We start from the raw sequence: 26040 nt of genomic DNA, 5'->3' as shown, positions 1-26040 counted from the left end.
ATCCGGTTCAAATCACAAACTTTGCACGGACCGCCAGGGAAGGCGGCGCCGGCAAACCCTTGAAAGGCAAGAGACTTATGACGATCGCCGTCAATCCGCTAGGAAACAAAATCGCCGTCATCCGTGCCCGCTGGCATTCCGATATCGTCGATCAGTGCGTCAACTCCTTCGTCGCCGAATGGGAAAAGCTCGGCGGCAAGGCCAGCGACATCGAGATCTTCGATGTGCCCGGCGCGCTTGAAATCCCGTTGCATGCCCAGACGCTGATCAAGACCGGCCGCTTCTCCGCCGTTCTCGGCACCGCCTTCGTCGTCGACGGCGGCATCTACCGCCACGATTTCGTTGCCGGCACCGTGCTCGACGCCATGATGCGCGTCAGCCTCGACACTGGCGTGCCGGTGCTCTCCGCCGTGCTGACGCCGCATAACTTCCAGGAATCGGAAGCCCATATCGGCTTCTTCAAGAACCACTTCGTCATCAAGGGTCGCGAAGCCGCCAACGCTGCCAAGCAGATCCTCGCCGAGCGCGGCAAGATCGCCCTCGTCAACGCCTGAGGTTTTTCGAGGGCTGCCGAACGCTCGGCAGCCCTTACCCCTCCTCCTGAGGCCGTCCCTATCCCGACGACTTCAAATTCCCCAGATACAGCGACAGCAATTGCGTCTGCGACGAGATACCGAGCTTGCGGTAGACGTTGCGCCTGTGAACCTTCACCGTCCCTGTCGAAATCGATAGCCTCAGTCCGATCGATTCGGATGAATGCCCCTGCAGCACCAGATCGATGATCGACGCCTCGCGGCTGGTGAGATTGAGGCTGCGCCAGATGCGGTCGGGCACCTCACCGCCTTGCCGGCGGGCATGATGGCGCGCATCGGCTTTTGCCGCATCGAAACGCTCCGCCGTCTGCCCCCAGAACTGCCGCACCATGGCATTGACCAGTGGTTCGGCCTGCTGCAGCAGCGCGAACTCCGCCGCCGAAAACACCCCCGTGGCTTCCTTGCGCATCAGCGACAGAACGATCGTCACGCCGTCGTCGTCGGGCACGAAGAAGCCGATCTCCTCGGCCAGCCCGGTCTTGATATAGTAGGTGCGATAATATTCGCCGGCAAAGAAGCGGTCAGGCGCCAGTTCCCGCATGCGAAAAACCCCCGCAAGGCTCTCACGGGCATTGTGATGGAAGGGATCGAGGAGATAGGCGCCGTCCTGGTACAGGCTGACGAAGATGACGTGCTCTTCCGGATTGAAGGTGCTGAAGAGTTCAATCGGCCGCTCCTCGCCGCGATTGGCGAAGACGACGACATGATCGAAATCGACCAGTGCCGCCATCAGGGCGCGGAACCGTTCGCCCGTGGCAGCGTCGTCGCCCGGCGGATCGGCGATCAGCGAGCCTGCAGCCCGGCATAACATGTTGAGATCGAGCCGCATTCTCCCCGCCTCCCGCAAACCCATGGCTGGGCGCCTTTCGGGATATATTCCTCCCACAGAACGAAATCAGTCAAAATACCACTTTCGGGGTATATATCTTTGGGGAGACGGGATTAGTCTTGTTTTCCAAGCGACGGTGGCAAGGCAGCGACAGACTGCCACAAAAAACCCAATCCAGCCGCAGGGAACAGAGAGTGACATCCGCGTCCGTTAACGACATCGAATTCCGTTCGGTCACCAAGCGTTATGGCGCGGTGACGGCGGTGACCGACATCAATCTCGCCGTGCCGAAAGGCGCGTTCGTGGCCCTGCTCGGCCCGTCCGGCTGCGGCAAGACCACCTGCCTGCGCATGATCGGCGGCTTCGAGCAGCCGAGCGAGGGCGAGGTGCAGATCGGCGGCGCAGCCATGGCCGGCATTCCGCCCTATCGCCGCCCGGTCAACATGGTGTTTCAGCACTATGCGCTCTTCCCGCATTTCGATGTCGAGGCGAACGTCGCCTATGGCCTGAAGCAGATGCGGCCGAAGATCGAAGCAGCCGAGATTTCCCGCCGGGTCGGCGCGGCGCTGGAGATGGTCCGCCTCAACGGTTTCGGCAAGCGCCGCATCCACGAGATGTCCGGTGGCCAGCAGCAGCGCGTGGCGCTTGCCCGCGCTCTGGTCAACAAGCCAAAGGTTCTCTTGCTCGACGAGCCACTCGCCGCGCTCGACAAAAAGCTGCGCACCGCCATGCAGATCGAGCTGCAGACGCTGCAGCGCGAACTCGGCATCACCTTCGTGCTGGTCACCCACGACCAGGAAGAGGCACTGTCGATGAGCGACAAGGTCTGCGTCATGAGTGCCGGCCGCATCGTGCAATTCGCCAGCCCCCAGGAGGTGTACGACCGCCCGGCCGACATCTTCGTGGCCGATTTCGTCGGCAAGACCAACCGGTTGTCCGGCACGCTCGAAAACGGCAATGCCGTGCGCCTTTCCTCCGGCGCCCTGATGCCGGTTCGCGATACGTTGCTGGCGCCCGGTACGGCCGTGACGCTTGCGGTCCGTCCGGAAGCGATCCGCCTCACCAAGGTTGCAGAAGCGGCGGGCGGTATCGCCGGCACCGTCACCCACCGCATCTTTCTCGGCTCCAGCGTCGAATATTCCGTTGCCGTTTCCGGTCTCGGCGACCTGCTCGTCACTGCGGAACGCCAGTCGCTTCTGGCGGACGGCCTTGCCGAACCAGGCGATGCCGTCCAGTTCGCCTTCGACCCCTCGGGTGCCCACGTCTTTCCAGCATGAAATCGTAAAGCAGCCAAAATATAAAAGGGAACAACGACATGAGCAAAGACTACAAGGATAACCTGCCGATCTCCGCCAGCCGCTTCATGGAGGAATTCATGCGGCTGAAACGCGGTTCGGTCAGCCGCCGCCATTTCCTCGGCGTCACCGGCCTGGGGCTGGCCGCCGCCGTCATGGCCCGCGCCCCCGGCCTGCAGGGCGGCATCGCCCATGCCCAGGATCTCGGCACGCAGATGTCGATCGCCACCTGGCCGAACTACCATGACCCGGCCACCTTCGAAGCCTTCACGGCGGCGACGGGCGTTGCCGTCGAGGTCAACGTCTTCGGCTCCAACGAAGAAATGCTGGCGAAGCTGCAGGCCGGCGCCTCGGGCTGGGACCTGTTCGTGCCGACCAATTATACGATCTCCACCTATGTGAAGCTCGGCCTGATCGACGAACTCGATATTTCCAAGGCGCCGAACTTCAGCCCGTCCACCCAGAACACCCGCTTCACCAACGAAGGCATGGTCGACGGCAAGACCTATGCGCTGCCGAAGAACTGGGGCACGACAGGCTTTGCCGTGAACACCGGCAAGATCAAGACGCCGATGACCTCGTGGAAGGATTTCTTCGAGCTCGCCCAGACCGAGGCCGACGGCCGCGCCATGGTGCATGACTACCAGCTGACCACCATCGGCAACGCGCTGGTTTCGCTCGGCCACTCCTTCAACTCCATCAAGCCGGAAGAACTTGCCAAGGCCGAGGAGCTGCTGATCAAGGTCAAGCCGCACCTCTATGCCATCAACAGCGACTACCAGCCCTCGATGCGCGCCACTGATGCCTGGCTCACCATGTGCTGGACCAATGACGGTGCCCAGCTCAACCGCGACATGCCGGAGATCGCCTACATTCTCGGCAAGGACGGCGGCGAGATCTGGACCGATTTCTACGCCATCCCCAAGGATGCGCCGAACAAGGCGGCCGGTTATGCGCTGCTCAACTTCCTGATGGACCCGGCCGTCGCCGTGAAGGAGCACATCGCCAACGGCGCGCCGACCACAGACAGCCGCGTTCTGGCGCTGCTGCCGGCCGAGGTGACGTCGAACAAGATCGTCTATCCGGATGAGGCAGCGCTGACCCCGCTCGAATTCGGCGCGGCGGTGACGCTGACCGATCCGGGCCGCGCCGAGTTGATGGCACGGTTCAAGTCGGCCTGACGCCATCCCGGATGCCGGGTTTCCCTGAAATCCACCGGCGAAACGGTCGAATAGGATGTTATCCTCGCCCGTTTCGCCGGTGAACCTCAGGAGCGGACCATGGTAGACGAACAGCAAAAGCAAAGCCTGAACCAGATCTATGGACTGACGGACGAAGAAAACCGGCTCTACTACCCGGAACTCATCGTAGAGGCTGCCCGGAAACCGATCGACCAGCTTGAACCGGAAGAGATACGCCTTCTCGTCGGCCAGCAGATTTTCCTGGAACCGGTTCTGCCGTTTGCCATGGCGATGCTCGAAGAAGACCCGCTTGCGGACACCGAATATTATGCCGGAGACCTGCTTTCCGCCTGCATCGGCATCGACGAAACGTTCTGGCAGAAACACCCGACGGTTCTGTTCAGGCTACAGGAACTGGCAACACAGGTTCTCCTCCATCAGAGGGATAGCATTGAGGGATACAAGAAACTTGAACTTGAAGACAAAATCCGCGCCTTCCTCAATCGTCTCCCTCCCGCCGTGCCCTGAACATGGCGGGGTCGTCGTGCGCAGCGACGTGGCGGCCGCCACGGACCGCCCATCTGCTTCCGGCGGCGTCTGGAAGATGATGGCCCGTGACGTCATCGCCCGGCTGATGTTCCGAACCCGCAAACCGGTACCCCTTCATTGCAAAGCCAGCCTGGAGCATGGACGATGCCCTTGACGCCTGCCACGAAACGAAACCTCGTCACCTCGGCGCTTGTCGCGCCGGCGGCGGCGTGGCTGTTCGTGTTCCTGGTGCTCCCTTTTATCGCCATCCTGGTCTTCGCCTTTGGCGAGCGCGCACCTGAGGGCGGCTATCAGGCGGCCTTTACCTTCGCGCAGTTCGCCAATCTCGGCTCGCGCGCCGCCGCCTTCCGCAACACGCTGATGATCGCCCCGGTCGGCGCCTTCTTCTGCCTGATCGTCGCCTATCCCGTTGCCTATTACCTCGCCGTCAAGGCCAGTCCGAAATACCGGCTGGTGCTGGTGTCGCTGGTGGTCGTGCCCTTCTGGACCAGCCTTCTGGTGCGCACCTATGCGTGGATGTACATTCTCGGCTCGCGCGGCCTGCCCAACCTGCTCGACATGGTGGGCATCAGCGACGTCAGGATGCTGAACACGCCCGGCGCCGTGCTGCTCGGCATCGTCTATGGCTACCTGCCGCTGATGATCATGCCGATTTATGTCAGCCTCGAAAAGCTCGACCTGCGCCTGCTGGAAGCCTCCGCTGATCTCGGCGCCAGGCCGCTCTCGACCTTCTTCGGCATCACCCTGCCCTTGTCCCTGCCCGGCGTCATGACCGGCACCGCGCTGGTCACCATCCTGCTGCTCGGCGAATACCTGATCCCGCAGTTGCTCGGCGGCGGCAAGGTGTTCTTCATCGGCAACGCGCTGGTCGATCTCTTCCTGCAATCGCGCAACTGGCCGTTCGGCTCGGCAATCGCCGTGACGCTGGTTGCCGTCGTCGTTCTCGTGCTGCTTGTCGCCATGCGCATCGCGTGGCGGTTTGCCGGCACCCGCCAGGTGGATCTCGTCTGATGCGCGCCCTCGTTTCCGCCGTCTACCTGTTCCTCTACGCGCCGATCGCCCTCGTCGTGCTGTTCTCGTTCAATGCCGGGCGCAATGCCAGCGAGTTCACCGGCTTCTCGACGCAGTGGTACGGCAAGGCGCTGTCCAACGGCTTCCTCACCGACGCCTTGATCAACAGCCTGATCATCGCCTTCACCAGCGCCACGCTCGCCGCCGTGTTCGGCACGATGGCGGCACTCGGTATGGAGCGGCTGACGCCACGTATGCGTGCCGTCTTCGACGGGCTGTTCGCCGCGGCAATCGTCGTTCCCGGCGTCGTCATCGGCATTGCGACGCTGGTGGCGCTGGTTGAGGTCTTCGCCTTCATCAATCCGGTGCTGGCGAGCCTCTGGCCGGGCGAACAGCCACCGAAGATCGGCCTCGGCTACGGCTCGATCATCGCCGCCCACGGGCTGTTCTCGATGGCGCTGGTGACGATGATCGTCAAGGCGCGTATCGCCAGCCTCGGCCGCGACATCGTCGAGGCCTCCGGCGATCTCTACGCCACGCCGCTGACCACCTTCCGGCAGATCGTCCTGCCGCAGATCCTGCCGTCGATCCTCGCTGGCTTCCTGCTCGCCTTCACCTTTTCCTTCGACGATTTCATTGTCGCCTTCTTCGTCGCCGGGTCGAAGACGACTCTGCCGATGTATGTCTTCGCCTCGATCCGCCGCGGCGTCACGCCGGAAATCAATGCCATCGCCACGCTGGTGCTCGTCGCCTCGCTGGTGATGATCGTCGTCGCCCGCGTACTGATGCGCGAACGCAAGGCGAAGACCGCCGCCACGGAGTAACCCCATGATCCTCAAAGACCGCGTTGCCCTCGTCACCGGCGCCGGCTCCGGCATCGGCCGCGCCTCCGCCGCCATTCTCGCCCGCGAAGGCGCGCATGTCGTCATCGTCGACCGCCAGGCGGAAAGTGCTGCCGCGTCGCTTGCCGTCATCGAGGCGGAGGGCGGCAAGGCCGAAACGCTGGTCGCCGACGTCACCGACGACGGTGCCCTCGAAGCCGGCATCAACGCCGTGCTCGCCCGCCACAGCCGCATCGATATCCTGCACAACCATGCCGGCGCGCAGGTGGAGGGCGACCTCGAAAGCGTGTCGCTCGACGGCTTCGACCGCTCCTGGGACTTGAACGTCCGCTCGCATTTCCTCGCCGCAAGGCTGGTGGTGCCGGCGATGAAGGCCGCCGGCAAGGGCGTCATCCTCAACACCTCCTCCTCCTCCGGCATCCTCTACGACCGCGAGATGATCGCCTATACGACCACCAAGCACGCCGTCATCGCCATGACCCGGCAGATGGCCGGCGACTACGGAAAATTCGGCATCCGCGTCAACGCGCTCTGCCCCGGCTGGGTGGACACGCCTTTCAACGACCCCTTCATCCGCCAACTCGGCGGCCGCGAGGCGCTGGAGGCATATATTCGTGATCGCGTACCCCTCGGCCGCTGGGGCAGCGTCGAGGAAATCGCCGAATCCGTGCTGTTCCTCGTGTCGGACCGCTCGTCCTATATGACGGGACAGGTGCTGGTGGTAGATGGCGGGGAAACGGTGGTGTAGCGAGGCGACGGAAAGCCGCCTCGCCTCAAAATTGTATGTAGTCTCAACCACATTGTTTCAATCCACGCCTCTTCCATCAGAAAAGGCGCCATACACAAACAACTAGCGTCTTGAAAGCAATACCAAGCCAACCAACATCGACAGAACAAAAAGCAACGCAATACGCAGACGGAACTCATATTCTTCGGATCGAGGAATACGCATGGCAACCTCCACCTGTGATTTACGATCTATATGAATACACGTAAAAGTCACTTTGTTCAATGTAGTTGATAAAGAAATCACCCCTGCAACCGCCGCCGCGTCTCCGATGCACTCTCCCTGAAATGCGCCTTGTAGCTGCGCGCAAAGGCCGAAGCCGAATTGAACCCCGTCGCAAGGGCGATGTCGGCAAAAGGGAGCCGGCTTTCGATCACCTTGCGACGCGCCGCATTCAGCCGCAGCGCCAGGTAATGGACATGCGGCGGCACGCCGATGCTTTCCTGAAAGAGCGCCTGCAAATGGCGAGCGCTGACGCCGATGCGGCGGGCAAGGCGGGCGAGCAGAAGCGGCTCGTCGATATGCTCCTCCATCAGCTTCACCGCCTGGGCGACGCGCTGGTCCACCACCCGCATGCTTCCGGTCGACGGCATGGCCGAAACATCATCGTGACGCCGGTCCGTCTGTTCGTAGATGAACTGGCGTGACACCTCCAGCGCCAGCGAATAGCCCTGCCGCCGCCGGATGATCTCCAGCATCAGATCGACGGTCGGCAGAGAACCGCCGGTGGTGATCCGCTTGCCATCGATGACGAAACGTTCGCGCACCATCTCGATCTGCGGGTAGGCACTGGCAAAGTCGTCGAAATCCTCCCAGTGCGTCGTCGCCCGCACGCTATCGAGCAGGCAGGTTTCGGCCAAAAGCCAGGTGCCCGATTCGATGCCGGCGACCATGATCCGGTGACGCGCCGTCTTGGAGAGTGCCATCTTGAGCCCCGGCGTCGTATTGCGTCGCCAGTTGTGGCTGGAAAGCACGAAGAGGGGCGCCGTCTCCTTTTCGGGACGGAAGGCGCCATCGACGGGAACGGGGATCCGGCTTTTCGTCTCGATCGTCTGCCCGTCCGGACTGAAGATTCGCCAGCGATAGAGGTCACGGCCGACGATGCGGTTGACCACGCGCAACGGCTCGATCACCGAAGCGACGAGGATAAGATTGGTGTCGGGCATGACAAGAATGTCGATGTCGAGCGTTTCGGGGATCGGGGAGAACATGGGGGCCGTCTCGGAAGGATTTCCGATAATGTAAAGCAGCGCTCCGGAAATGCAAAGCACGCCGGGCCGACTTGGCTCGTAATGTCTGGCAAAACACTGGGAGAAAATCATGCCGCTTGCTATGAATCGCGAAGTTTTCATCACCTGCGCCGTTACCGGCTCGGGTGACACGGCCGGCAAATCGCCGCATGTGCCGCGTTCGCCGAAGGATATTGCCGCAGCGGCCATCGATGCCGCCAAGGCGGGCGCCGCCATCGTCCATTGTCACGTCCGCGACCCGGAAACCGGCGCACCGAGCCGTCGCAACGACCTCTACAAGGAAGTCACCGACCGCATCCGTGATTCCGAGGTCGACGTGGTGCTCAACCTCACGGCCGGCATGGGCGGCGACATGATTTTCGGCAACGTCGAAAACCCGCTGCCGCTGAACCCGAAGGGCACCGACATGGCCGGCGCCACCGAACGCGTCTCCCACGTCGCCGAATGCCTGCCGGAAATCTGCACGCTGGATTGCGGCACGATGAACTTTTCGCTTGGCGACTACGTCATGACCAACACGCCGTCGATGCTGCGCGCCATGGCGAAGCAGATGACCGACCTTGGCGTCCGCCCGGAGATCGAGGCCTTCGATACCGGCCACCTGTGGTTCGCCAAGCAGCTGGTCGAGGAAGGCCTGATCGAGGATCCGGTGCTGATCCAGCTGTGCATGGGTATTCCGTGGGGCGCGCCGGACGACCTCAACACCTACATGGCGATGGTCAACAACGTGCCGTCCAACTGGACCTTCTCCGCCTTCTCCATCGGCCGCAATGCGCTCGCCTATCCGGCAGCCGCCGTGCTTGCCGGCGGCAACGTCCGCGTTGGCCTGGAAGACAATCTCTACGTCGGCAAGGGCCAGCTCGCCACCAACGCCCAGCTGGTCGAAAAGGCCGTCTCGGTGATTGAAGGCATGGGTGCGAAAATCATCGGGCCGGAAGAGGTCCGCAAGAAGCTGAAACTGACGAAGCGGTAACGACCGGAAGCGCCGAGGCAGCCCCCTCATCCGCCCTTCGGGCACCTTCTCCCCGAGGGGAGAAGGGAGTGGGCCGCAACGGCCGTGCTTTTTCGGTAGGCTTCCGCAGGATATCGCCCAGGTTATGGGCATTGTGCAGACGGCAAGCAGCAGGTTCCCCCTTCTCCCCTCGGGGAGAAGGTGCCCGGAGGGCGGATGAGGGGGCTTCGCAACAACACGAATTCGAATTTCAAAGGCGCGGAAAACATCATGACCAAGATCAACAAGGCCGCCTGCATCGGCGGTGGCGTCATCGGCGGGGCCTGGGCCGCCCGCTTCCTGCTCGGCGGCATCGACGTCGCCATGTTCGACCCGCATCCGGAGGCCGAGCGCATCGTCGGCGAAGTGCTGGCCAATGCCGAGCGCGCCTATGCGATGATGACCATGGCGCCGCTGCCGCCGAAGGGCAAGCTCACCTTCGTCAAGAGCATCGAGGAAGCCGTGCAAGGCGCTGACTGGATTCAGGAAAGCGTGCCCGAACGCGTCGACCTAAAGCGCGGCGTCATCACCCAGATCGATGCCGCTGCCGACCCCAAGGCGCTGATCGGCTCGTCTACCTCGGGCATCCTGCCGACCGACCTGCAGCGCGACATGAAGCATCCCGAGCGCATGTTCGTCGCCCACCCCTACAACCCGGTCTACCTGCTGCCGCTCGCCGAGCTCGTCGGCGGCCAGAAGACGACACCGGAAACGCTGGAACAAGCCAAGGCCAAGCTCGCCACCATCGGCATGAAGGGCGTCATCCTCAAGAAGGAAATCGAAGCCTTCGTTGGCGACCGCCTGCTGGAAGCAGTCTGGCGCGAAGGCCTGTGGCTGATCAAGGACGACATCTGCGACACCGAAACGCTGGATGACGTCATCCGCTACTCGTTCGGCATGCGCTGGGCGCAGATGGGCATGTTCGAGACCTACCGCATCGCCGGCGGCGAAGCCGGCATGCGCCATTTCATCGCCCAGTTTGGCCCCTGCCTCTCCTGGCCCTGGACCAAGCTGATGGACGTCGTCGACCTGACGCCGGAGCTGGTGGACAAGATCGCCGACCAATCGGACGCCCAGTCCGGCGCCCGCGGCATCCGCGAGCTGGAGCGCATCCGCGACCAGAACCTCGTCGGCATCATGCACGCGCTGAAGGGCGGCGACGAAGGCCGCGGCTGGGGCGCCGGCAAGCTGCTCGCCGAGTTCGAGGATTATCTCTGGGCCAATGCCAAAAAGGTCGACAAGGACCTGGGCGAAGCACAGCCGATCCGCATCATCGACACCAAGGTCAGCGCCGCCTGGGTGGACTACAACAACCACATGACCGAGCATCGCTACCTGCAGGTCTTCGGCGACACCTCGGACGGCATCCTGCGGCTGATCGGCGTCGATCTCGACTATGTCCGCGACGGCCACAGCTACTACACGGTCGAAACCCATATCCGCAATCTCGGCGAAGCCAAGCTGGGGGATGCGCTCTATTCCACCTGCCAGGTGCTGTCGAGCGACGAGAAGCGGCTGCATATCTTCTCGACCATCTACAACAAGGCGACGAACGAGGCGGTTGCCACCGCCGAACAGATGATGCTGCATGTCGACTCCAAGGCCGGCAAGGCGGTTTCGGCACCGGAAAGCGTGCTGTCGAAGCTGCGTGCCATCACCGAAGCGCATGCGACCCTGCCGAAGCCCGAAGGGGTCGGGCGTGCGGTGGGGCAGAAGCGGTAGTTTGCGCTTGCGGCTTTGCCCCTCGCTCTAACCCTCTCCCCGCGCGCGGGGAGAGGGGACTTGCCACACTCGACGGTTATTGTTTGAGGAATACGGTGCGGCATATCCCCTTCTCCCCGCTCGCGGGGAGAAGGGTCCGCAGGACGCAGGCGGATGAGGGGCATTCGCCAACGCCCACACAAGAATACGAGGGAGAACAAAAATGAATTTCGGATTGACCGACGAACAGGAAATGATCGTCAAGACCGTGCGGGATTTCGTCGAGACGGAAATCTACCCGCATGAGGACGAGGTGGAGCGCACCGGCTTCGTGCCGCCGGAACTCGGCCAGGAAATCGCCCGCAAATGCAAGGACATCGGCTTCTTCGGCTGCAATTTCCCGGAGGAAGTCGGCGGCGCCGGCCTCGATCACACGACGTTCACCCTTGTCGAGCGCGAACTGGGTCGCGGCTCCATGGGTCTCACCGTGTTTTTCGGCCGCCCCTCCGGCATCCTGATGGCCTGCAACGACGAGCAGCGTGAAAAATATCTGCTGCCGGCGGTCAAGGGCGACAAGTTCGACGCACTCGCCATGACCGAGCCGGATGCCGGCTCCGACGTGCGCGGCATGAAGTGTTTTGCCCGCAAGGACGGCGACGACTGGGTGGTCAACGGCACCAAACATTTCATCAGCCATGCCAACATCGCCGATTTCGTCATCGTCTTCATCGCGACGGGTGAGGAGCAGACGGCGCGCGGCCCGAAAAAACTCATCACCTGCTTCCTCGTCGACCGCGGTACGCCAGGCTTCGAAATCCGCGAGGGCTACAATTCCGTCTCGCATCGCGGCTACAAGAATTGCATCCTGACCTTCGACGAATGCCGCCTGCCCTCCTCGCAGATCCTCGGCGAGCTGCACAAGGGCTTCGACATCGCCAACGACTGGCTCTACGCCACACGCATCACCGTCGCCGCCACCTCGGTCGGCCGCGCCCGGCGCGTCTTCGACATCGCCCTGCCCTATGCGGCCGAGCGCAAGCAGTTCGGCAAGCCGATCGGCGCCAACCAGGGCGTTTCCTTCAAGCTCGCCGACATGATCACCTCAATCGATGCCGCCGACTACCTGACGCTCGCCGCCGCCTGGCGCCTCGACCAGGGCCTGCCGGCCAACCGCGAGATCGCCTCGGCAAAGGTCTTCGCCACCGAAATGCTCGCCAAGGTCACCGACGAAGCCATCCAGATTTTTGGCGGCATGGGCCTGATGGACGACCTGCCGCTTGCCCGCTTCTGGCGCGATGCCCGCGTCGAGCGCATCTGGGACGGCACATCGGAAATCCAGCGCCACATCATCAGCCGCGACCTGCTGCGGCCGTTCGGAGCGTAAGGCATGGTCAAGCAGCTTGCCCCCGGCTCCCTCGACCGCCTGATCCGCCCGAAATCCATCGCCGTCTTCGGCGGCAAGGAGGCCGGCCGCGTCGTCGAGCAATCCCGGAAGATGGGATACAAGGGCGATATCTGGCCGGTGCACCCGACCAAGGACGAAGTCCACGGTTACAAGTGCTATCGCTCCGTCGCCAATCTGCCGGCAGCACCGGATGCCGCCTTCGTCGGCGTCAACCGCAGCCTGACCATCGAGATCATGCGGCAGCTCTCCGAGCGCGGCGCCGGCGGCGCCATCTGCTACGCCTCGGGTTTTTCCGAAGCCGTCAAGGAACTGCCTGACGGCGACGAGCTGCAGGCGAAACTGGTGGAAGCCGCCGGTGATATGGCCGTCGTCGGCCCCAACTGCTACGGCTTCATCAACATGCTGGACGGCGCGCTTCTGTGGCCCGACCAGCACGGCATGGTGCGCACCGAGCGCGGCGTCGCGGTGCTGACGCAGTCCTCCAACATCGCCTGCAACATCTCGATGCAGATGCGTGGCCTGCCGCTCGCCTACCTGATGACCGCCGGCAACCAGGCACAGACCGGTCTCTCGGCGCTGGCCGTCGCGGCGCTGGAAGATCCGCGCGTCACCGCCGTCGGGCTGCATATCGAAGGGTTCGACGATCTCGAAACGCTGGAACTGCTCGGCCGCCGCGCCCGCGAGCTGAAGAAGCCGGTCGTGGCGCTGAAGATGGGCAAGTCGGAAGCCGCCCAGAAGGCAACCGTGTCGCACACCGCCTCGCTTGCCGGCAACGACACGGTCTCCGGTGCGGTGCTGGAACGCCTCGGCATCGGCCGGGTGAAATCGCTGCCCGAACTGCTGGAAACGCTGAAACTCCTGCATGTCGTCGGCACGCTGGAGAGCAACGCGATCTCCTCGATGAGCTGCTCCGGCGGCGAGGCTTCGCTGATCGCCGACAGCGCAGTTGGCCGCAACGTCGATTTCCGCGACCTGAAGCCGGAACAATACCGGCCGCTGCGCGACACGCTCGGCGCCATGGTGACGATCTCCAATCCGCTCGACTACCACACCTTCGTCTGGGGCAACGGCGAGAAGCAGACACACGCCTTCTCGACGATGATGCAGGGCGGCTATGCGCTGAACCTCGTCATCCTTGATTTCCCCCGCGCCGACCGCTGCGATCCGGTCGACTGGATGACCACCGTCAACGCCGTCATCGCCGCCCACAAGGCGACCGGCGCCAATGCCGGCATCGTCGCCTCCATGGGCGAAAACCTGCCGGAAGACGTGGCGACGACACTGGTCGAAAACGGCGTGGTTCCCTTCATGGGCATCGACGAGGCGCTTGCGGCAGCCGAGACGGCGGCGGCGATCGCCGTCGCCTGGGCAAAACCATCGCAGGAACCGCTTCTCAAGGTGGCATTGGTCGATGGCGACAGCATCACCCTGACGGAAGCCGATGCCAAGGGCGAGCTTGCCGCTGCCGGCATGCCGGTGCCGAAGGGCTGGATCGCCGAGACCCCCGAAGACGCCGCGCGCGGGGCCGAAATGATCGGTTTCCCCGTGGCGTTGAAGGGCCTCGGCGTTGCTCACAAGACCGAGGCGGGCGCCGTAAAGCTGAACCTGGCAACCTGCGAAGCCGTCCAGCAGGCAGCCGAGGCCATGAAGGGCGTCGCAAGCGGTTTCCTGGTCGAAAAAATGGTCGGCAAGCCGGTGGCGGAGATCATCATCGGCGCCATGCGCGATCCGGTCGCAGGGCCGGTTCTGACCGTCGGCGCCGGCGGAATTCTGGTGGAATTGCTGGAAGATGCCGCGCTGCTGACGCTCCCGACGGCACCGGAAAACATCCGCTCCGCCATCGCCGGCCTGAAGATTTCCAAGCTGCTGGGCGGTTATCGCGGCCAGCCGAAAGGCGATATCGACGCTCTTGTCGCTGCCGTCGCATCGGCGGCAGATTATGTCGTTTCAAACGCTTCAAACATCGAAGAACTGGATATCAATCCTATCATGGTATTGCCCGAAGGCCAGGGAGTGGTCGCGGCGGATGCCCTGATCAGGCGAAGGAGGAAAGCATCGTGACCGACCCCGTTCGCACCCGACGCGTCGGCGGCATTCTCGAAGTCACCATGGACCGGCCGAAGGCCAATGCCATCGACTTCCCGACCAGCCGCAAGATGGGCGAGATCTTCCGCGATTTCCGCGACGATCCCGAGCTGCGCGTCGCCATCATCACCGGCGCCGGCGAAAAATTCTTCTGCGCCGGCTGGGACCTGAAGGCCGCGGCCGCCGGCGATGCGCCGGACGGCGATTACGGCGTCGGCGGTTTCGGCGGCATGCAGGAGTTGCGCGACCTCAACAAGCCGATCATCGCGGCGATCAACGGCATCTGTTGCGGCGGCGGTTTCGAGATCGCCCTGTCCACGGACATGATCCTCGCTGCCGAACACGCGACCTTTGCCCTGCCAGAAATCCGTTCCGGCACGGTGGCGGATGCCGCCTCGATCAAGCTGCCGAAGCGCATCCCCTATCACATCGCCATGGACATGCTGTTCACCGGCCGCTGGCTGGATGCGCAGGAGGCCAACCGCTGGGGTTTCGTCAACGAGATCCTGCCCGCCGACAAGCTGATGGAGCGCGCCTGGGAACTCGCCCGCCTGCTCGAAAGCGGCCCGCCGCTGGTTTATGCGGCGATCAAGGAAGTGGTCCGCACCGCCGAAGGCTCGGATTTCCAGACGGCGATGAACAAGATAACGCAGCGCCAACTGCGCACTGTCGATATTCTCTATTCCAGCGAGGACCAGCTGGAAGGTGCGGTCGCCTTTGCGGAAAAGCGCGATCCCATCTGGAAAGGAAAGTAAACGAAAGCTTGACCCCGCAATAAATTTGCGGGCCTATTCACCGGCAAGTCGCCCGAAGAGAAGAGGAAATTCCTCGGGAACAACGGCTTGAAGGTGACCGATCAACATAAAAAGAACAGATCACCACGAAGAAAGGGAACAGGGAATGAACGATTTCACCAAGTATCTCGCAGGTCGCGTGACCGCCGGTGGCATGAACCGCCGCGAATTCATGGGCCGCGCCATGGCTGCCGGCCTGACGCTGACGGCGGCGACGCATCTCTTTGCCGCAAGCGCAGAGGCGCAGGAGCCCAAGAAGGGCGGCACGCTGAAGCTCGGCCTCGAAGGCGGCGCATCCACCGACAGCCTCGATCCGGCCAAGGCCGCTTCGCAGTTCCCCTTCGTCGTCGGCCGCTGCTGGGGTGACGTTCTGGTCGAGTCCGATCCGCTGACGGGTGCGGCCGTGCCGGGTCTGGCCGAATCCTGGGAACCCTCTGCAGATGCCAAGGTCTGGAGCTTCAAGATCCGCAAGGGCGTGCAGTTCCACGACGGCAAGGAACTGACCCCGGACGACGTCCTGAAAACCATGCAGCGCCACACCGACGAAAAGTCGGAATCCGGCGCGCTCGGCGTGATGAAGTCGATCAAGGAATTCAAGGTCGACGGCGACAACCTCGTCGTCACGCTCGGCGAAGGCAATGCCGACCTGCCGCTGCTGCTCTCCGACTACCACCTGCTGATCCAGCCGAACGGCGGTACCGACAACCCGACGGCAGGCATCGGCACCGGCCCCTACAAGCTGGTGAACTTCGAAGCCGGCGTGCGCGCCACCTTCGAGAAGAACCCGAACGACTGGCGCACCGACCGCGGTTATGTCGATTCGGTCGAACTGATCGTCATGAACGACGCTACCGCCCGTATCGCTGCGCTGTCTTCCGGCCAGGTACACTACATCAACCGCGTCGACCCGAAGACCGTCAGCCTGTTGAAGCGCGCCCCGAACGTCGAGATCCTCAACACGTCCGGCCGCGGCCACTATGTCTTCATCATGCATTGCAACACGGCGCCGTTCGACAACAACGACCTGCGTCTCGCCCTGAAATACGCCATGGACCGCGAAACCATGGTGCAGAAGATCCTCGGCGGCTACGGCAAGGTCGGCAACGACTTCCCGATCAACGAGACCTATGCCCTCTTCCCGGAAGGCATGGAACAGCGCGCCTACGATCCGGACAAGGCATCCTTCCACTACAAGAAGTCCGGCCACAGCGGCCCGGTCCTGCTGCGCACCTCGGAAGTCGCCTTCCCGGGCGCCGTCGATGCCGCCGTCCTCTATCAGGACAGCGCCAAGAAGGCCGGCATCAACATCGAGGTCAAGCGCGAGCCGGGCGACGGCTACTGGTCGAACGTCTGGAACGTCCAGCCCTTCTCCACCTCCTACTGGGGCGGCCGCCCGACGCAGGACCAGATGTATTCCACCGCCTATCTCTCGACGGCGGACTGGAACGACACCAAGTTCCTGCGCCCCGACTTCGACAAGATCCTGCTCGAAGCCCGCGCCGAACTGGACGAAGGCAAGCGCAAGGACATGTACCGCACCATGGCAACGCTGGTGCGTGACGAAGGTGGCCTGATCCTGCCGATGTTCAACGACTTCGTGAACGCCTCCACCAAGCAGGTGAAGGGTTACGTCCACGACATCGGCAACGACATGTCGAACGGCTTCGTCGCCAGCCGCGTCTGGCTGGAAAGCTGATCTGAAAGCGGGCTGCCAGGGCCCGCAACACCAGGAACACGTCTGCGGAGAACCTCTCCGCAGACGATCTTCGGTTTTCTTTCAGAGCGAGTGATCCGCCCATGACCATGACGTCAGAGCCCAGCGGCTTGCCTGCGCGGAAATTCCGGGAGCGTTATCCGCTTCTGGCGCTGATCCTTCAGCGCCTGGGGTTGAGCGGCGTGCTTCTGCTTGCCGTTTCCGTGCTTATCTTCGCCGGCGTCGAAGCGCTGCCCGGCGACTTCGCCACAACCTATCTCGGCCAGTCGGCAACGCCGCAGGCGGTCGAAAACATCCGCAGCCAGCTCGGCCTCGACCGGCCGGTGACGACCCGCTATTTCGAGTGGCTCGGCAACGCCCTGCAGGGCGATTTCGGCACGTCGTGGGCGAGCCGCAACTCGGTGAGCGAGCAGATCGGCAACCGGCTCGGCAATTCGCTGTTCCTCGCCTTTTTCGCCGCGCTGGTCTCGGTGCCGCTGGCGATTATCCTCGGCATGGTGGCGGTGCATTTCCGCAACCGTATTCCGGACAAGATCATCAACGTCATCTCGCTGGCGGCGATTTCGCTGCCGGAATTCTTCATCGGCTACCTGCTGATCCTGTTCTTCGCCGTCAATCTCGGCCTCGCCACCTTCCCCTCGACCGTCTTCGAAGGCATGGGTTTCCTCGACAGGCTGAAAGCCATCGCGCTGCCGGCGGCGACACTGGTGCTCGTGGTCCTCGCCCACATGATGCGCATGACCCGGGCGGCAATCCTGTCGGTGATGTCGTCGGCCTATATGGAGACGGCGGAACTCAAGGGCCTCGGTGCCTTCCGTGCCATCGTCAAGCACGCCGCCCCGAATGCCATCGCGCCGATCGTCAACGTCGTGGCGCTCAACCTCGCCTATCTCGTCGTCGGTGTCGTGGTGGTCGAAGTTGTCTTCGTCTATCCCGGCATGGGGCAATACATGGTGGACGCAGTGACGGTGCGTGACATGCCGGTGGTGCAGGCTTGCGGCCTGATCTTCGCCGCCTTCTACATCCTGCTCAACATGCTGGCCGATATCATCGCCATCGTCGCCAATCCCAGACTGAGGCACCCGAGATGAGATTGCGCGATATTCCCATCACTGCCTGGATCGGCATTGCCGGCATCGCGCTGGCCTTCATCTTCGCGATTTTCGCGCCCTGGATTGCGCCTTACGGCGAAGGCGAGATCGTCGCCGGCGTCTGGGAGCCGATGGGGGACATCTACCTCCTCGGCACCGACAATCTCGGCCGCGACCTGCTCTCCCGCGTCATCTACGGGGCGCGCACGACACTCTTCGTGGCGCTCGCCGCGACGATCATTTCGTTTTCTCTCGGCATCCTCCTCTCCTTCACCGCTGCCGTTTCCCGCGGCATCATCGACACCGTCTTCTCGCGTTTCAACGATCTGATGATGTCGATCCCGACGCTGATCTTCGCATTGGTGGTGCTGGCGGTGCTGCCGCAGAGCCTGCTGATCCTGATCCTCGTCATGGCGGTGCTCGATAGTACCCGCGTCTATCGCCTCGGCCGCGCCGTGGCGCTCGATGTCGCCGTCATGGAATTCGTCGAGGCCGCCAAGCTGCGTGGCGAAGGGCGGCTCTGGATCATCTTCCGCGAAATCCTGCCGAATACGCTGTCGCCCCTCTTGGCCGAATTCGGCCTGCGCTTCGCCTTCTCGATCCTGTTTCTCTCCACTCTCTCCTTCCTCGGCCTCGGCATCCAGCCGCCGGCCGCCGACTGGGGCGGCATGGTCAAGGACAACAAGGACGGCATCATCTTCGGCATCCCGGCGGCGCTCGTGCCCGGCGGGGCGATCGCGGCGCTCGCCGTCTGCGTCAATCTCGTCGTCGACTGGCTTTTGAAACGGACTTCCAGCCTCAAGGGAGGGCGCGGCGATGCCTGAGCTTCTGTCGATCCGCAACCTGAAAATCGAGGCGACCAGCTATCCGCCCGGCGAACCGCCGAAACGGGTGACCATCGTCGATGGCGTCTCGCTCGACCTGCAGAAGGGCAAGGTGCTCGGCCTCATCGGCGAATCTGGCGCCGGCAAGTCGACCATCGGCCTGTCCGCCCTCGCTTATGGCCGCGGCGGCGCCGAAATCACCGGCGGCGAAGTGCTGCTCGACGGCCAGAATATCCTGGCGATGGGCAAGGGCGGCATCCGCACGGTGCGTGGCGCCCGTGTCTGCTACGTGGCGCAATCGGCCGCGGCTGCCTTCAACCCGGCCCACAAGCTGGGAGACCAGGTGATCGAGGCCACCGTCAAACACGGCCTGATGACCAAGGAGAAGGCGCGCGAACGAGCGCTCTATCTGTTCCGCGTCCTCGGCCTGCCCAATCCGGAAGGGTTCGGTGACCGGTTTCCGCATCAGGTCTCCGGCGGCCAGTTGCAACGTGCCATGACGGCGATGGCGCTTTGCTCCAACCCGGCGCTGATCGTCTTCGACGAGCCGACCACGGCGCTCGACGTCACCACCCAGATCGACGTGCTGGCGGCCATCAAGCACGCCATCGAAGAAACCGATACCGCCGCTCTCTACATCACCCACGACCTCGCCGTCGTCGCGCAGATCTCCGACGACATCATGGTGCTGCGCCATGGCAAGACGGTGGAATACGGCACGGCGAAACAGATCATCGAGGAACCGCGCCAGGATTATACCCGCGCCCTCGTCAATGTCCGCCAGACCGGCAAGGAGGAAGCGCAGGACCAATCCGGTACGCTCTTGAAGGTCGATAACGTCACGGCCGGTTATCCCAACGGTTTCAAGGTGCTGCACGACGTCTCGCTGCATCTGCCGAAGGGCCAGACGCTGGCCGTCGTCGGCGAATCCGGCTCCGGCAAGTCGACGCTCGCCCGCGTCATCACCGGCCTTCTGCCGCCGCTTGCCGGCACCGTCACCTTCGATGGCAAGCCGATGTCTTCGGCCCTCTCCGGCCGCTCGCGCGACGACCTGCGTCGCATCCAGCTGATCTACCAGATGGCTGATACGGCGATGAACCCGCGCCAGACGGTGCGCGACATCATCGGCCGGCCGTTGACCTTCTATTACGGTCTGCGTGGCGCGGCAAAGACGGCCCGCGTCAAGGAGTTGCTGGAGCAGATCGAGATGGCCTCCGGCTTCGTCGATCGCTATCCGGCCGAACTGTCGGGCGGCCAGAAGCAGCGCGTCGCCATCGCCCGGGCGCTGGCCGCCAAGCCGGAACTCATCCTCTGCGACGAACCGACCTCGGCGCTCGACCCGCTGGTGGCGGAAGGCATCCTGAAACTTTTGATGCGACTGCAAGCCGAGAGCCAGCTCTCCTACGTCTTCATCACCCACGACATCGCCATCGTCCGGGCGATTGCCGATTCCGTCGCCGTCATGCATCGCGGCAAGCTGGTGCGCTTCGGGCCGAAACGCACCGTGCTCTCGCCGCCCTTCGACGACTACACCGACCTGCTTCTGAAATCGGTGCCGGAGATGGAAATCGGCTGGTTGGAGCGGGTGCTGGCAACGCGGCGCATGGAGAGCGCCGGAAATTGACGTTCGAATACCAAAGTCGTATATATGACCATAGTAGTCATCGAAGGATTTAGCATGAGAGAAATTCAGCTAAAGGACGCGAAGGCCACTCTTTCCGCCGTGGTCGATGATGCCGTCAAAGGCAAGGCGGCGATCATCACGCGACACGGACAGCGCACGGCCGTGGTCATCTCGTATGAAGAATACGAAAAACTGAAAAAAGTGCCGTCTTTTGGATGGCTGCTCGCCAATGCGCCGCTGGAAGAGGACGACCTTCCAGAGCGTCAGCCGGCGCGTGCCACCAGCGACAACCATTTCTGATGTATCTTCTGGATACCAACGTACTGTCGGTGACGGCCCCGGCGCGGGCGAACGACCCACAGCAGATGCGGGTCAAGCAATGGCTCGACCGCGCTTCCGCGGCCATATTCCTGTCGTCGATCACGGTCGCCGAAATCGAAAACGGCATTGCCAAGGCCGAAAGAACAGGAGCAGTCCGCAAGGCGGAGGGGTTGGCCCGCTGGCTCGATCTGATCATCTATCTCTATGGTGAGCGCATCATCCCGGTCGACGTACCGATCGCCAAGACTGCCGGCCGATTGCTCGACCAGGCTGTCGGGCGCGGCGGCAATCCCGGCTTCGAAGACGCCGCCATCGCCGCGACGGCGCAACAGCACGAATTGACCGTCGTCAGCAGAAACGCGCGTCATTTCATGCTGATGGACGTGGCGTTCATCGACCCCCACGATCAACTGCCTTCCGACTGAGGCAACGGATGGCGCACAGGCAGAAAATGGAGAGGCCGTGCAGCTCAATTCGTCGTGCAGGTCACGTCGCCAAGCCCCTGCGACGCCTTGTCTTCGACGGTGATGTCGTTGCTCGGCTTGACGGTGCAATTGCCCTTCTCGCCGGTGCTCGGCTTGAATTGCACCATTGGCTGGCCTTCGATCATAACGCTCTGGACGATCTGGTAACTCTCCGGCGGGCAATTGATGACGTCGCTCAGCCGCAAGGCGGGTTTGCCGTTGAACATCACGCTCGTCGCCCCGCTCATGGCGCAGGCGGGGATGGGAGCCGGGGCATCCTCCGCCCAGACGGGCGTCAACATTGCCATCGACATCGCCGCCGCCAAAACCGCCAATTTCCGCATCATATTCCCTCCGCTTTCAAAACCCGGCGCTCATTCGAGCCACCATACCTCTATTGCCCGAAATGGACACGACCATGACCGAATGCAGCTTCACCGTGCTTGAGAACGAATGGATCACGCTGAAGGACGGCACGCGGCTCTCCGCCCGTATCTGGATGCCTGACGGCGCCGGTCAAGACCCGGTGCCCGCCGTTTTCGAATTCCTGCCCTACCGCAAGCGCGACGGAACCTGCCTGCGCGACGAATCCACCTATCCGGTCTTCGCCGCCGCCGGCATCGCCGGTGTGCGTGTCGATATCCGCGGCTCGGGTGAATCGGACGGCGTCATCGACGGCGAATACACGCCGCTGGAACTGGCGAATGCCTGCGAGCTGATCGCCTGGATCGCCGCCCAGCCCTGGTCGAACGGCTCGGTCGGCATGATGGGCATTTCCTGGGGCGGCTTCAACTGCCTGCAGGTCGCAGCGCTCCGCCCGCCGGCGCTGAAGGCGGTGATCTCCATCGCCTCCACCGTCGACCGCTATAACGACGACATCCACTACAAGAACGGCACGCATCTTTCCGCGCAGCTTTCCTGGGCAGCGACCATGCTCGCCTACCAGTCGCGCTCGCCGGATCCGGAACTGAGCGGCAACCGCTGGAAGGAGATGTGGCTGGAGCGGCTGGAAAACGAACCCTTTTTCCTGGAGGAATGGCTCACCCACCAACGTCGCGACGAATTCTGGAAACACGGCTCGATCGGTGAGAATTTCGACGACGTCACCGTGCCGGCCATGGTCATCGCCGGCTGGGCCGACGGTTATCGCAACACGCCGATCCGCGCCATCGAGGGTCTTGGCGACAAGGCCAAGGCGCTGATCGGCCCCTGGGTACACAAATATCCGCATTTTGCCTGGCCGAAACCACGCGCCGATTTCACCGGTGAAGCCATCGCCTGGTGGAACCGCTGGCTGCGCGGCGAGGAAAACGGCATCGACACCCTGCCGCAAATGCGCGCCTATATTCTCGACAGCATCCGCCCTGCCCCGCGCCGCGATTTCGATCCGGGCTTCTGGATCGGTAAGGATCGCTGGCAGGCGCCTGACATGATGAATTTTTACGCCGACCAGTTCGGCATGCTGATCCCCGGCAACCCCATCCCCGGCGCCCACGATCATGACCGCTACATCCGCTCACCACTCGATACCGGCACGGCATCAGGCGAATACTTCACCCTGAAACCCGATGTCGAAATGGCCATCGACCAGCGTGGCGACGATGCCGGCTCGCTCGTCGTCGAAGGCGAGGTGCTGGAGGCCGATCTCGATGTTCTCGGCCGGCCGGTGCTGGCGATGAGCGTTTCCTGCGATGCCGACTGGGCCAATCTTTGCGCCCGCCTCGTCGACGTCCATCCCGATGGCACGGCGACACGCGTTTCCTTCGGCGTCCTCAACCTCGCCCATCGCGACAGCTATGCCGAGCCGAAGGCCGTGCCCAAGGGCGAGAAGGTCTTGATCCGCATCGAGCTCGATGCCTGCGGCTACCGCTTCCGCAAGGGCCATCGCATCCGCCTGTCGATCTCGACGTCCTACTGGCCGATGATCCTGCCGCCGCCCAGCGACCCGGGCGTCACTATCGACATGGCCTCGCTCGGTTTCGCCCTTCCGAAACTCGGCGGCCACGAAAAGATAACCGTGAAGGAACCGGACAATCCCGATCCGCTGCCGAAATATATCGAGCATGCCCCGGGAGCGACGCAGCGCAGCGTCACCCGCAATCTCACGGAAAACCGTACCGAATATCGCATCCATGAAGACACCGGCCTTTTCGAGCACCCCGGCAATGGTCTCGCCACGCGGCAGTTGCGCGAAGAACTGTGGTCGATCAGCCCGGATGATCCCTTGTCGATGACCGGGCTTTCGACCTGGACCTGCGACATGCGGCGACCGAACTGGTTCGTGCGCACCATCTCGACTGCCCGCATCGCCTGCACCGCCACCGAATGGCTGATCAGCGGCGACGTGAAGGCCTATGAAGAGGAGACCCAGATCTTCGAAAAGACCTTCGAGAAACGCATTCGGCGCGACTTCATGTAGCCGCCGACAGCGCTTTCAGCGCCATAACCGCCCGCTCGGCATCCGCCGCCGGGATGAAGATGTGGTCGTGATAATACCCCGCGACCACATTGGCGCTGATGCCTTCTTGTGTCAGTGCCGCGGAAAAGGCGGCGGTCAGGCCGACCGCCTCCAGCGCCGAATGGACGTTGAGGGTGATCCAGCGCATCGGTGTGCCGATCGCAAGTCCCCGTTCCCGCGCAACCTCGACCGGCAGGATCACCGTCACACCCTCGACCTCGCGAAACAGCCCGAGCGGCCGCAGCGGCTGGCAGGCCGCAAACGCCTCTTCCGACAGCGTGCAGAAGGCAAACTCCCCCTCCTGCAGCACCGGGTCCATCGTCGCCAGCAATGTCGCAAGATCGGTCACGGCAGCCATATTTTCCCTTTCGAACAGATGAAGCGCGGCGCGCCGGCAAACGGTCCTCACATGCACGTGTATCACGGCGTTGCGATTTGACCGATGACGAACGATGCGGGAGTTTCGGCGCAAATGAGGAGGCCGCCATGATCAGACCCGTATCCCTCGCCCTGTCCGCAGCGTCCCTCGCGGTGCTGTTGTCCTGCGTGCCGGCAATCGGCGCGGAAGAGGCCATCGTCATCCCGCCGCCTGTCCTCGACGAGGCCCGAACGGCCGGACAGGAAAAGGCCGTGTTTGCCGGTGGATGTTTCTGGGGCGTACAGGGTGTTTTCCAGCACGTCAACGGCGTCACCGCGGCAGTCTCGGGCTACTCCGGTGGCCGGCAGGAGGATGCGGATTACAGCATGGTCAGCACCGGCACGACGGGCCATGCGGAAGCCGTCGAGGTCAGTTACGACCCGGCGAAGGTGAGCTACGGCCAGTTGCTGCAGATCTTCTTTTCCGTCGCCCACAATCCGACCCAGCTCAATTACCAGGGGCCGGATCACGGCACGCAATATCGCTCGGCCTTGTTCGTGATGAACGACGAGCAGGAAAAGATCGCCAAGGCCTATATCGCCCAGCTTGAAAACATCCACGTCTTCGCCGGGCCTATCGTCACCGAGGTCACCGATATCAGCGGCTTCTTCCCCGCCGAAACCTATCACCAGGATTTTCTGACGCTCAACCCGACCTACCCCTACATCCTCTTCAACGACATGCCGAAGATCGAGAACCTGCGGATGCTGTTTCCCGGCGCGTTCCGCAGCGAGCCTGTCCTCGTGTTGAAGGCCAAGGGCTGACGGTTACGGAAAACCAAACCGTCAGAGCGTGCCGGCAAAGCGGCTGACGGCAACCACCAGCGCACGAAAACCGGCCTTGGCACCGTCGCTCATGTGCCGCGCCCGCAACCAGGCATGCACCATCTGTGGTTCGTCGCGGTACCACACTTCCACACCCGCCTTTGCCAGCCGTGCGGCATAATCCGCCCCGTCGTCGCGCAGCGGATCGAAATGCGCGACGGTGATGTAGGTTGGCGGAAGGCCGGCGACTGAGGCCGTGCGCAGGGGGTGGGCAACCTCGGCATCGGCCGGTGCCTTGAGGATGTCGCGGTAATATTTCACATCCGCCGTCGTCAGGCCGGGCGCCTCCGCCATCTCTTCGTAGGAGCCGGAAACGAGATCGCCGCCGAGCGCCGGATAGATCAGTGCCTGGCCGACGATGCCGGAAAGCCCGTCCGCCCGCGCCCGTAATACCAGCCCTGCCGCAAGATTGCCGCCGGCGCTGTCACCGACCAGCACGACCTGCAGCCCTTCGCCGAGCAGGTGTTTCAGGACCGCGTAACAGTCGTCGGTCTGGGCAGGCCACACGTGCTCCGGTGCCAGCCGGTAGTCGACGGCGGTCAGCCGTGCGCCGACACCGTGGCAAAGCTCGGCGCAGATCGCATCATGGCTTTCGAGCGATCCGACGACAAAACCGCCGCCATGCAGGTAAAGCAGCCGCGTCTCGGTGCGCACCTGCGCCGGCGTATAATGGCGGACCGTCACACCGCCGAGGCTTTCGTCGCGCTTCGACAGGCCTTCCGGCAAGGGCGGGGAAAAATCGGCGCAGAGCGCATCGTACCAGCCCCGTTGCTGCTCGATCGTGCCGTTGACCGCATCCGGCGGATAAAAAGCGTCGCAACGCTTGAGGAAAGCCAGAATGCCCTCCTCCGTCGGCATCGGCCGCACCGTCTTGTCCAGCATGTGTTTCTCCCCGTTTGCAAAACGATGCCCGTTTTTCTCTGGAGAAACAAGAGGCTGGCGCGGCGGGCTGAATCAGCTTGCAAACGTGTTGATTCACTGTCGCAAGC

General features: G+C 63.1%; 25 protein-coding genes. 20 read left to right on the top strand and 5 right to left on the bottom strand.

Annotation, left to right across the window (positions count from 1 at the left end):
* Positions 1–77: 77 nt before the first annotated feature.
* The gene (locus ACSQ3I_RS25615) at positions 78–554 is read left to right on the top strand and encodes a 6,7-dimethyl-8-ribityllumazine synthase (RefSeq protein WP_436003632.1); all 477 of its coding nucleotides are present in this window, start codon (positions 78–80) and stop codon (positions 552–554) included.
* Between the two features lie 58 nt (positions 555–612).
* Here ACSQ3I_RS25615 and ACSQ3I_RS25610 read toward each other — a convergent pair whose 3' ends face one another.
* On the bottom strand, positions 613–1422 hold the full coding sequence (locus tag ACSQ3I_RS25610) for a LuxR C-terminal-related transcriptional regulator (protein WP_436003630.1): 810 nt from the start codon (positions 1420–1422) through the stop codon (positions 613–615).
* A gap of 194 nt (positions 1423–1616) precedes the next feature.
* Between ACSQ3I_RS25610 and ACSQ3I_RS25605 the strand changes: the two genes are divergently transcribed.
* From ACSQ3I_RS25605 to ACSQ3I_RS25580, 6 genes are all read left to right on the top strand, one after another.
* Positions 1617–2699 (top strand): ABC transporter ATP-binding protein, encoded by a 1083-nt coding sequence (locus tag ACSQ3I_RS25605; protein WP_436003628.1) that lies wholly within the window; start codon positions 1617–1619, stop codon positions 2697–2699.
* A gap of 38 nt (positions 2700–2737) precedes the next feature.
* Positions 2738–3898 carry a polyamine ABC transporter substrate-binding protein gene (locus tag ACSQ3I_RS25600; protein WP_436003626.1) on the top strand — a complete coding sequence of 387 codons (1161 nt, stop codon included), beginning with the start codon at positions 2738–2740 and terminating at the stop codon, positions 3896–3898.
* A gap of 99 nt (positions 3899–3997) precedes the next feature.
* Positions 3998–4426, top strand: a complete 429-nt coding sequence (locus ACSQ3I_RS25595) for a contact-dependent growth inhibition system immunity protein (protein ID WP_436003624.1) — start codon at positions 3998–4000, stop codon at positions 4424–4426.
* A 165-nt stretch (positions 4427–4591) separates the two neighbouring features.
* A complete protein-coding gene (locus tag ACSQ3I_RS25590; protein WP_436003622.1) occupies positions 4592–5458 on the top strand; it encodes an ABC transporter permease in 867 nt (288 codons plus the stop codon).
* On the top strand, positions 5458–6282 hold the full coding sequence (locus ACSQ3I_RS25585) for an ABC transporter permease (RefSeq protein WP_436003620.1): 825 nt from the start codon (positions 5458–5460) through the stop codon (positions 6280–6282). Before ACSQ3I_RS25590 ends, ACSQ3I_RS25585 begins: the two co-directional genes overlap by 1 nt.
* 4 nt (positions 6283–6286) lie before the next feature.
* On the top strand, positions 6287–7048 hold the full coding sequence (locus ACSQ3I_RS25580) for an SDR family NAD(P)-dependent oxidoreductase (RefSeq protein WP_436003618.1): 762 nt from the start codon (positions 6287–6289) through the stop codon (positions 7046–7048).
* A 281-nt stretch (positions 7049–7329) separates the two neighbouring features.
* On the opposite strand, the gene ACSQ3I_RS25575 is transcribed toward ACSQ3I_RS25580, so the two are convergent.
* Positions 7330–8298: a GlxA family transcriptional regulator gene (locus ACSQ3I_RS25575; protein WP_436003616.1), complete on the bottom strand. Its 969-nt coding sequence runs from the start codon at positions 8296–8298 to the stop codon at positions 7330–7332.
* A 109-nt stretch (positions 8299–8407) separates the two neighbouring features.
* Between ACSQ3I_RS25575 and ACSQ3I_RS25570 the strand changes: the two genes are divergently transcribed.
* From ACSQ3I_RS25570 to ACSQ3I_RS25520, 11 genes are all read left to right on the top strand, one after another.
* On the top strand, positions 8408–9310 hold the full coding sequence (locus ACSQ3I_RS25570; RefSeq protein WP_436003614.1) for a 3-keto-5-aminohexanoate cleavage protein: 903 nt from the start codon (positions 8408–8410) through the stop codon (positions 9308–9310).
* Between the two features lie 249 nt (positions 9311–9559).
* Positions 9560–11050, top strand: coding sequence for a carnitine 3-dehydrogenase (locus ACSQ3I_RS25565; RefSeq protein WP_436003612.1), 1491 nt, complete (start codon positions 9560–9562; stop codon positions 11048–11050).
* Between the two features lie 202 nt (positions 11051–11252).
* Positions 11253–12413, top strand: a complete 1161-nt coding sequence (locus ACSQ3I_RS25560; RefSeq protein ID WP_436003610.1) for an acyl-CoA dehydrogenase family protein — start codon at positions 11253–11255, stop codon at positions 12411–12413.
* Positions 12414–12416: 3 nt separating this feature from the next.
* Entirely contained in the window at positions 12417–14495 is a 2079-nt protein-coding gene (locus ACSQ3I_RS25555; protein WP_436003608.1) for an acetate--CoA ligase family protein, read from the top strand.
* The gene (locus tag ACSQ3I_RS25550) at positions 14492–15274 is read left to right on the top strand and encodes a carnitinyl-CoA dehydratase (RefSeq protein ID WP_436003606.1); all 783 of its coding nucleotides are present in this window, start codon (positions 14492–14494) and stop codon (positions 15272–15274) included. Before ACSQ3I_RS25555 ends, ACSQ3I_RS25550 begins: the two co-directional genes overlap by 4 nt.
* Before the next feature lie 145 nt (positions 15275–15419).
* Positions 15420–17009 (top strand): ABC transporter substrate-binding protein, encoded by a 1590-nt coding sequence (locus ACSQ3I_RS25545; RefSeq protein ID WP_436003604.1) that lies wholly within the window; start codon positions 15420–15422, stop codon positions 17007–17009.
* 107 nt (positions 17010–17116) lie between these two features.
* Complete coding sequence (locus ACSQ3I_RS25540; RefSeq protein WP_436003682.1) at positions 17117–18118, top strand: ABC transporter permease; 1002 nt, start codon at positions 17117–17119, stop codon at positions 18116–18118.
* Positions 18115–18942 carry an ABC transporter permease gene (locus ACSQ3I_RS25535; RefSeq protein ID WP_436003602.1) on the top strand — a complete coding sequence of 276 codons (828 nt, stop codon included), beginning with the start codon at positions 18115–18117 and terminating at the stop codon, positions 18940–18942. Before ACSQ3I_RS25540 ends, ACSQ3I_RS25535 begins: the two co-directional genes overlap by 4 nt.
* A complete protein-coding gene (locus ACSQ3I_RS25530; protein ID WP_436003600.1) occupies positions 18935–20566 on the top strand; it encodes an ABC transporter ATP-binding protein in 1632 nt (543 codons plus the stop codon). Before ACSQ3I_RS25535 ends, ACSQ3I_RS25530 begins: the two co-directional genes overlap by 8 nt.
* Positions 20567–20620: 54 nt before the next feature.
* Positions 20621–20866: a type II toxin-antitoxin system Phd/YefM family antitoxin gene (locus ACSQ3I_RS25525; protein ID WP_436003680.1), complete on the top strand. Its 246-nt coding sequence runs from the start codon at positions 20621–20623 to the stop codon at positions 20864–20866.
* Positions 20866–21312, top strand: coding sequence for a type II toxin-antitoxin system VapC family toxin (locus tag ACSQ3I_RS25520; RefSeq protein WP_436003598.1), 447 nt, complete (start codon positions 20866–20868; stop codon positions 21310–21312). Before ACSQ3I_RS25525 ends, ACSQ3I_RS25520 begins: the two co-directional genes overlap by 1 nt.
* 44 nt (positions 21313–21356) lie before the next feature.
* Here the strand turns inward: ACSQ3I_RS25520 and ACSQ3I_RS25515 are convergent, their stop codons facing one another.
* Positions 21357–21698, bottom strand: a complete 342-nt coding sequence (locus ACSQ3I_RS25515; RefSeq protein WP_436003596.1) for a hypothetical protein — start codon at positions 21696–21698, stop codon at positions 21357–21359.
* Positions 21699–21769: 71 nt separating this feature from the next.
* Here ACSQ3I_RS25515 and ACSQ3I_RS25510 point away from each other — a divergent pair, with 71 nt between their 5' ends.
* Positions 21770–23770, top strand: a complete 2001-nt coding sequence (locus tag ACSQ3I_RS25510; RefSeq protein WP_436003594.1) for a CocE/NonD family hydrolase — start codon at positions 21770–21772, stop codon at positions 23768–23770.
* On the opposite strand, the gene ACSQ3I_RS25505 is transcribed toward ACSQ3I_RS25510, so the two are convergent.
* Complete coding sequence (locus ACSQ3I_RS25505; protein ID WP_436003592.1) at positions 23763–24167, bottom strand: ACT domain-containing protein; 405 nt, start codon at positions 24165–24167, stop codon at positions 23763–23765. The genes ACSQ3I_RS25510 and ACSQ3I_RS25505 overlap by 8 nt on opposite strands.
* Positions 24168–24295: 128 nt before the next feature.
* On the opposite strand from ACSQ3I_RS25505, the gene msrA reads away from it, so the two are divergent.
* Positions 24296–24991: a peptide-methionine (S)-S-oxide reductase MsrA gene (gene msrA / locus ACSQ3I_RS25500; RefSeq protein ID WP_436003590.1), complete on the top strand. Its 696-nt coding sequence runs from the start codon at positions 24296–24298 to the stop codon at positions 24989–24991.
* 21 nt (positions 24992–25012) lie between these two features.
* Here the strand turns inward: msrA and ACSQ3I_RS25495 are convergent, their stop codons facing one another.
* Positions 25013–25933 carry an alpha/beta hydrolase gene (locus ACSQ3I_RS25495; protein ID WP_436003588.1) on the bottom strand — a complete coding sequence of 307 codons (921 nt, stop codon included), beginning with the start codon at positions 25931–25933 and terminating at the stop codon, positions 25013–25015.
* Positions 25934–26040 lie beyond the last annotated feature (107 nt).

The sequence above is a fragment of the Rhizobium sp. LjRoot30 genome (assembly GCF_964253915.1).
GTDB lineage: Bacteria > Pseudomonadota > Alphaproteobacteria > Rhizobiales > Rhizobiaceae > Metarhizobium.
Note: the sequence above shows the minus strand (reverse complement) of the source record. Positions and strands in the feature narration are given on the sequence as shown.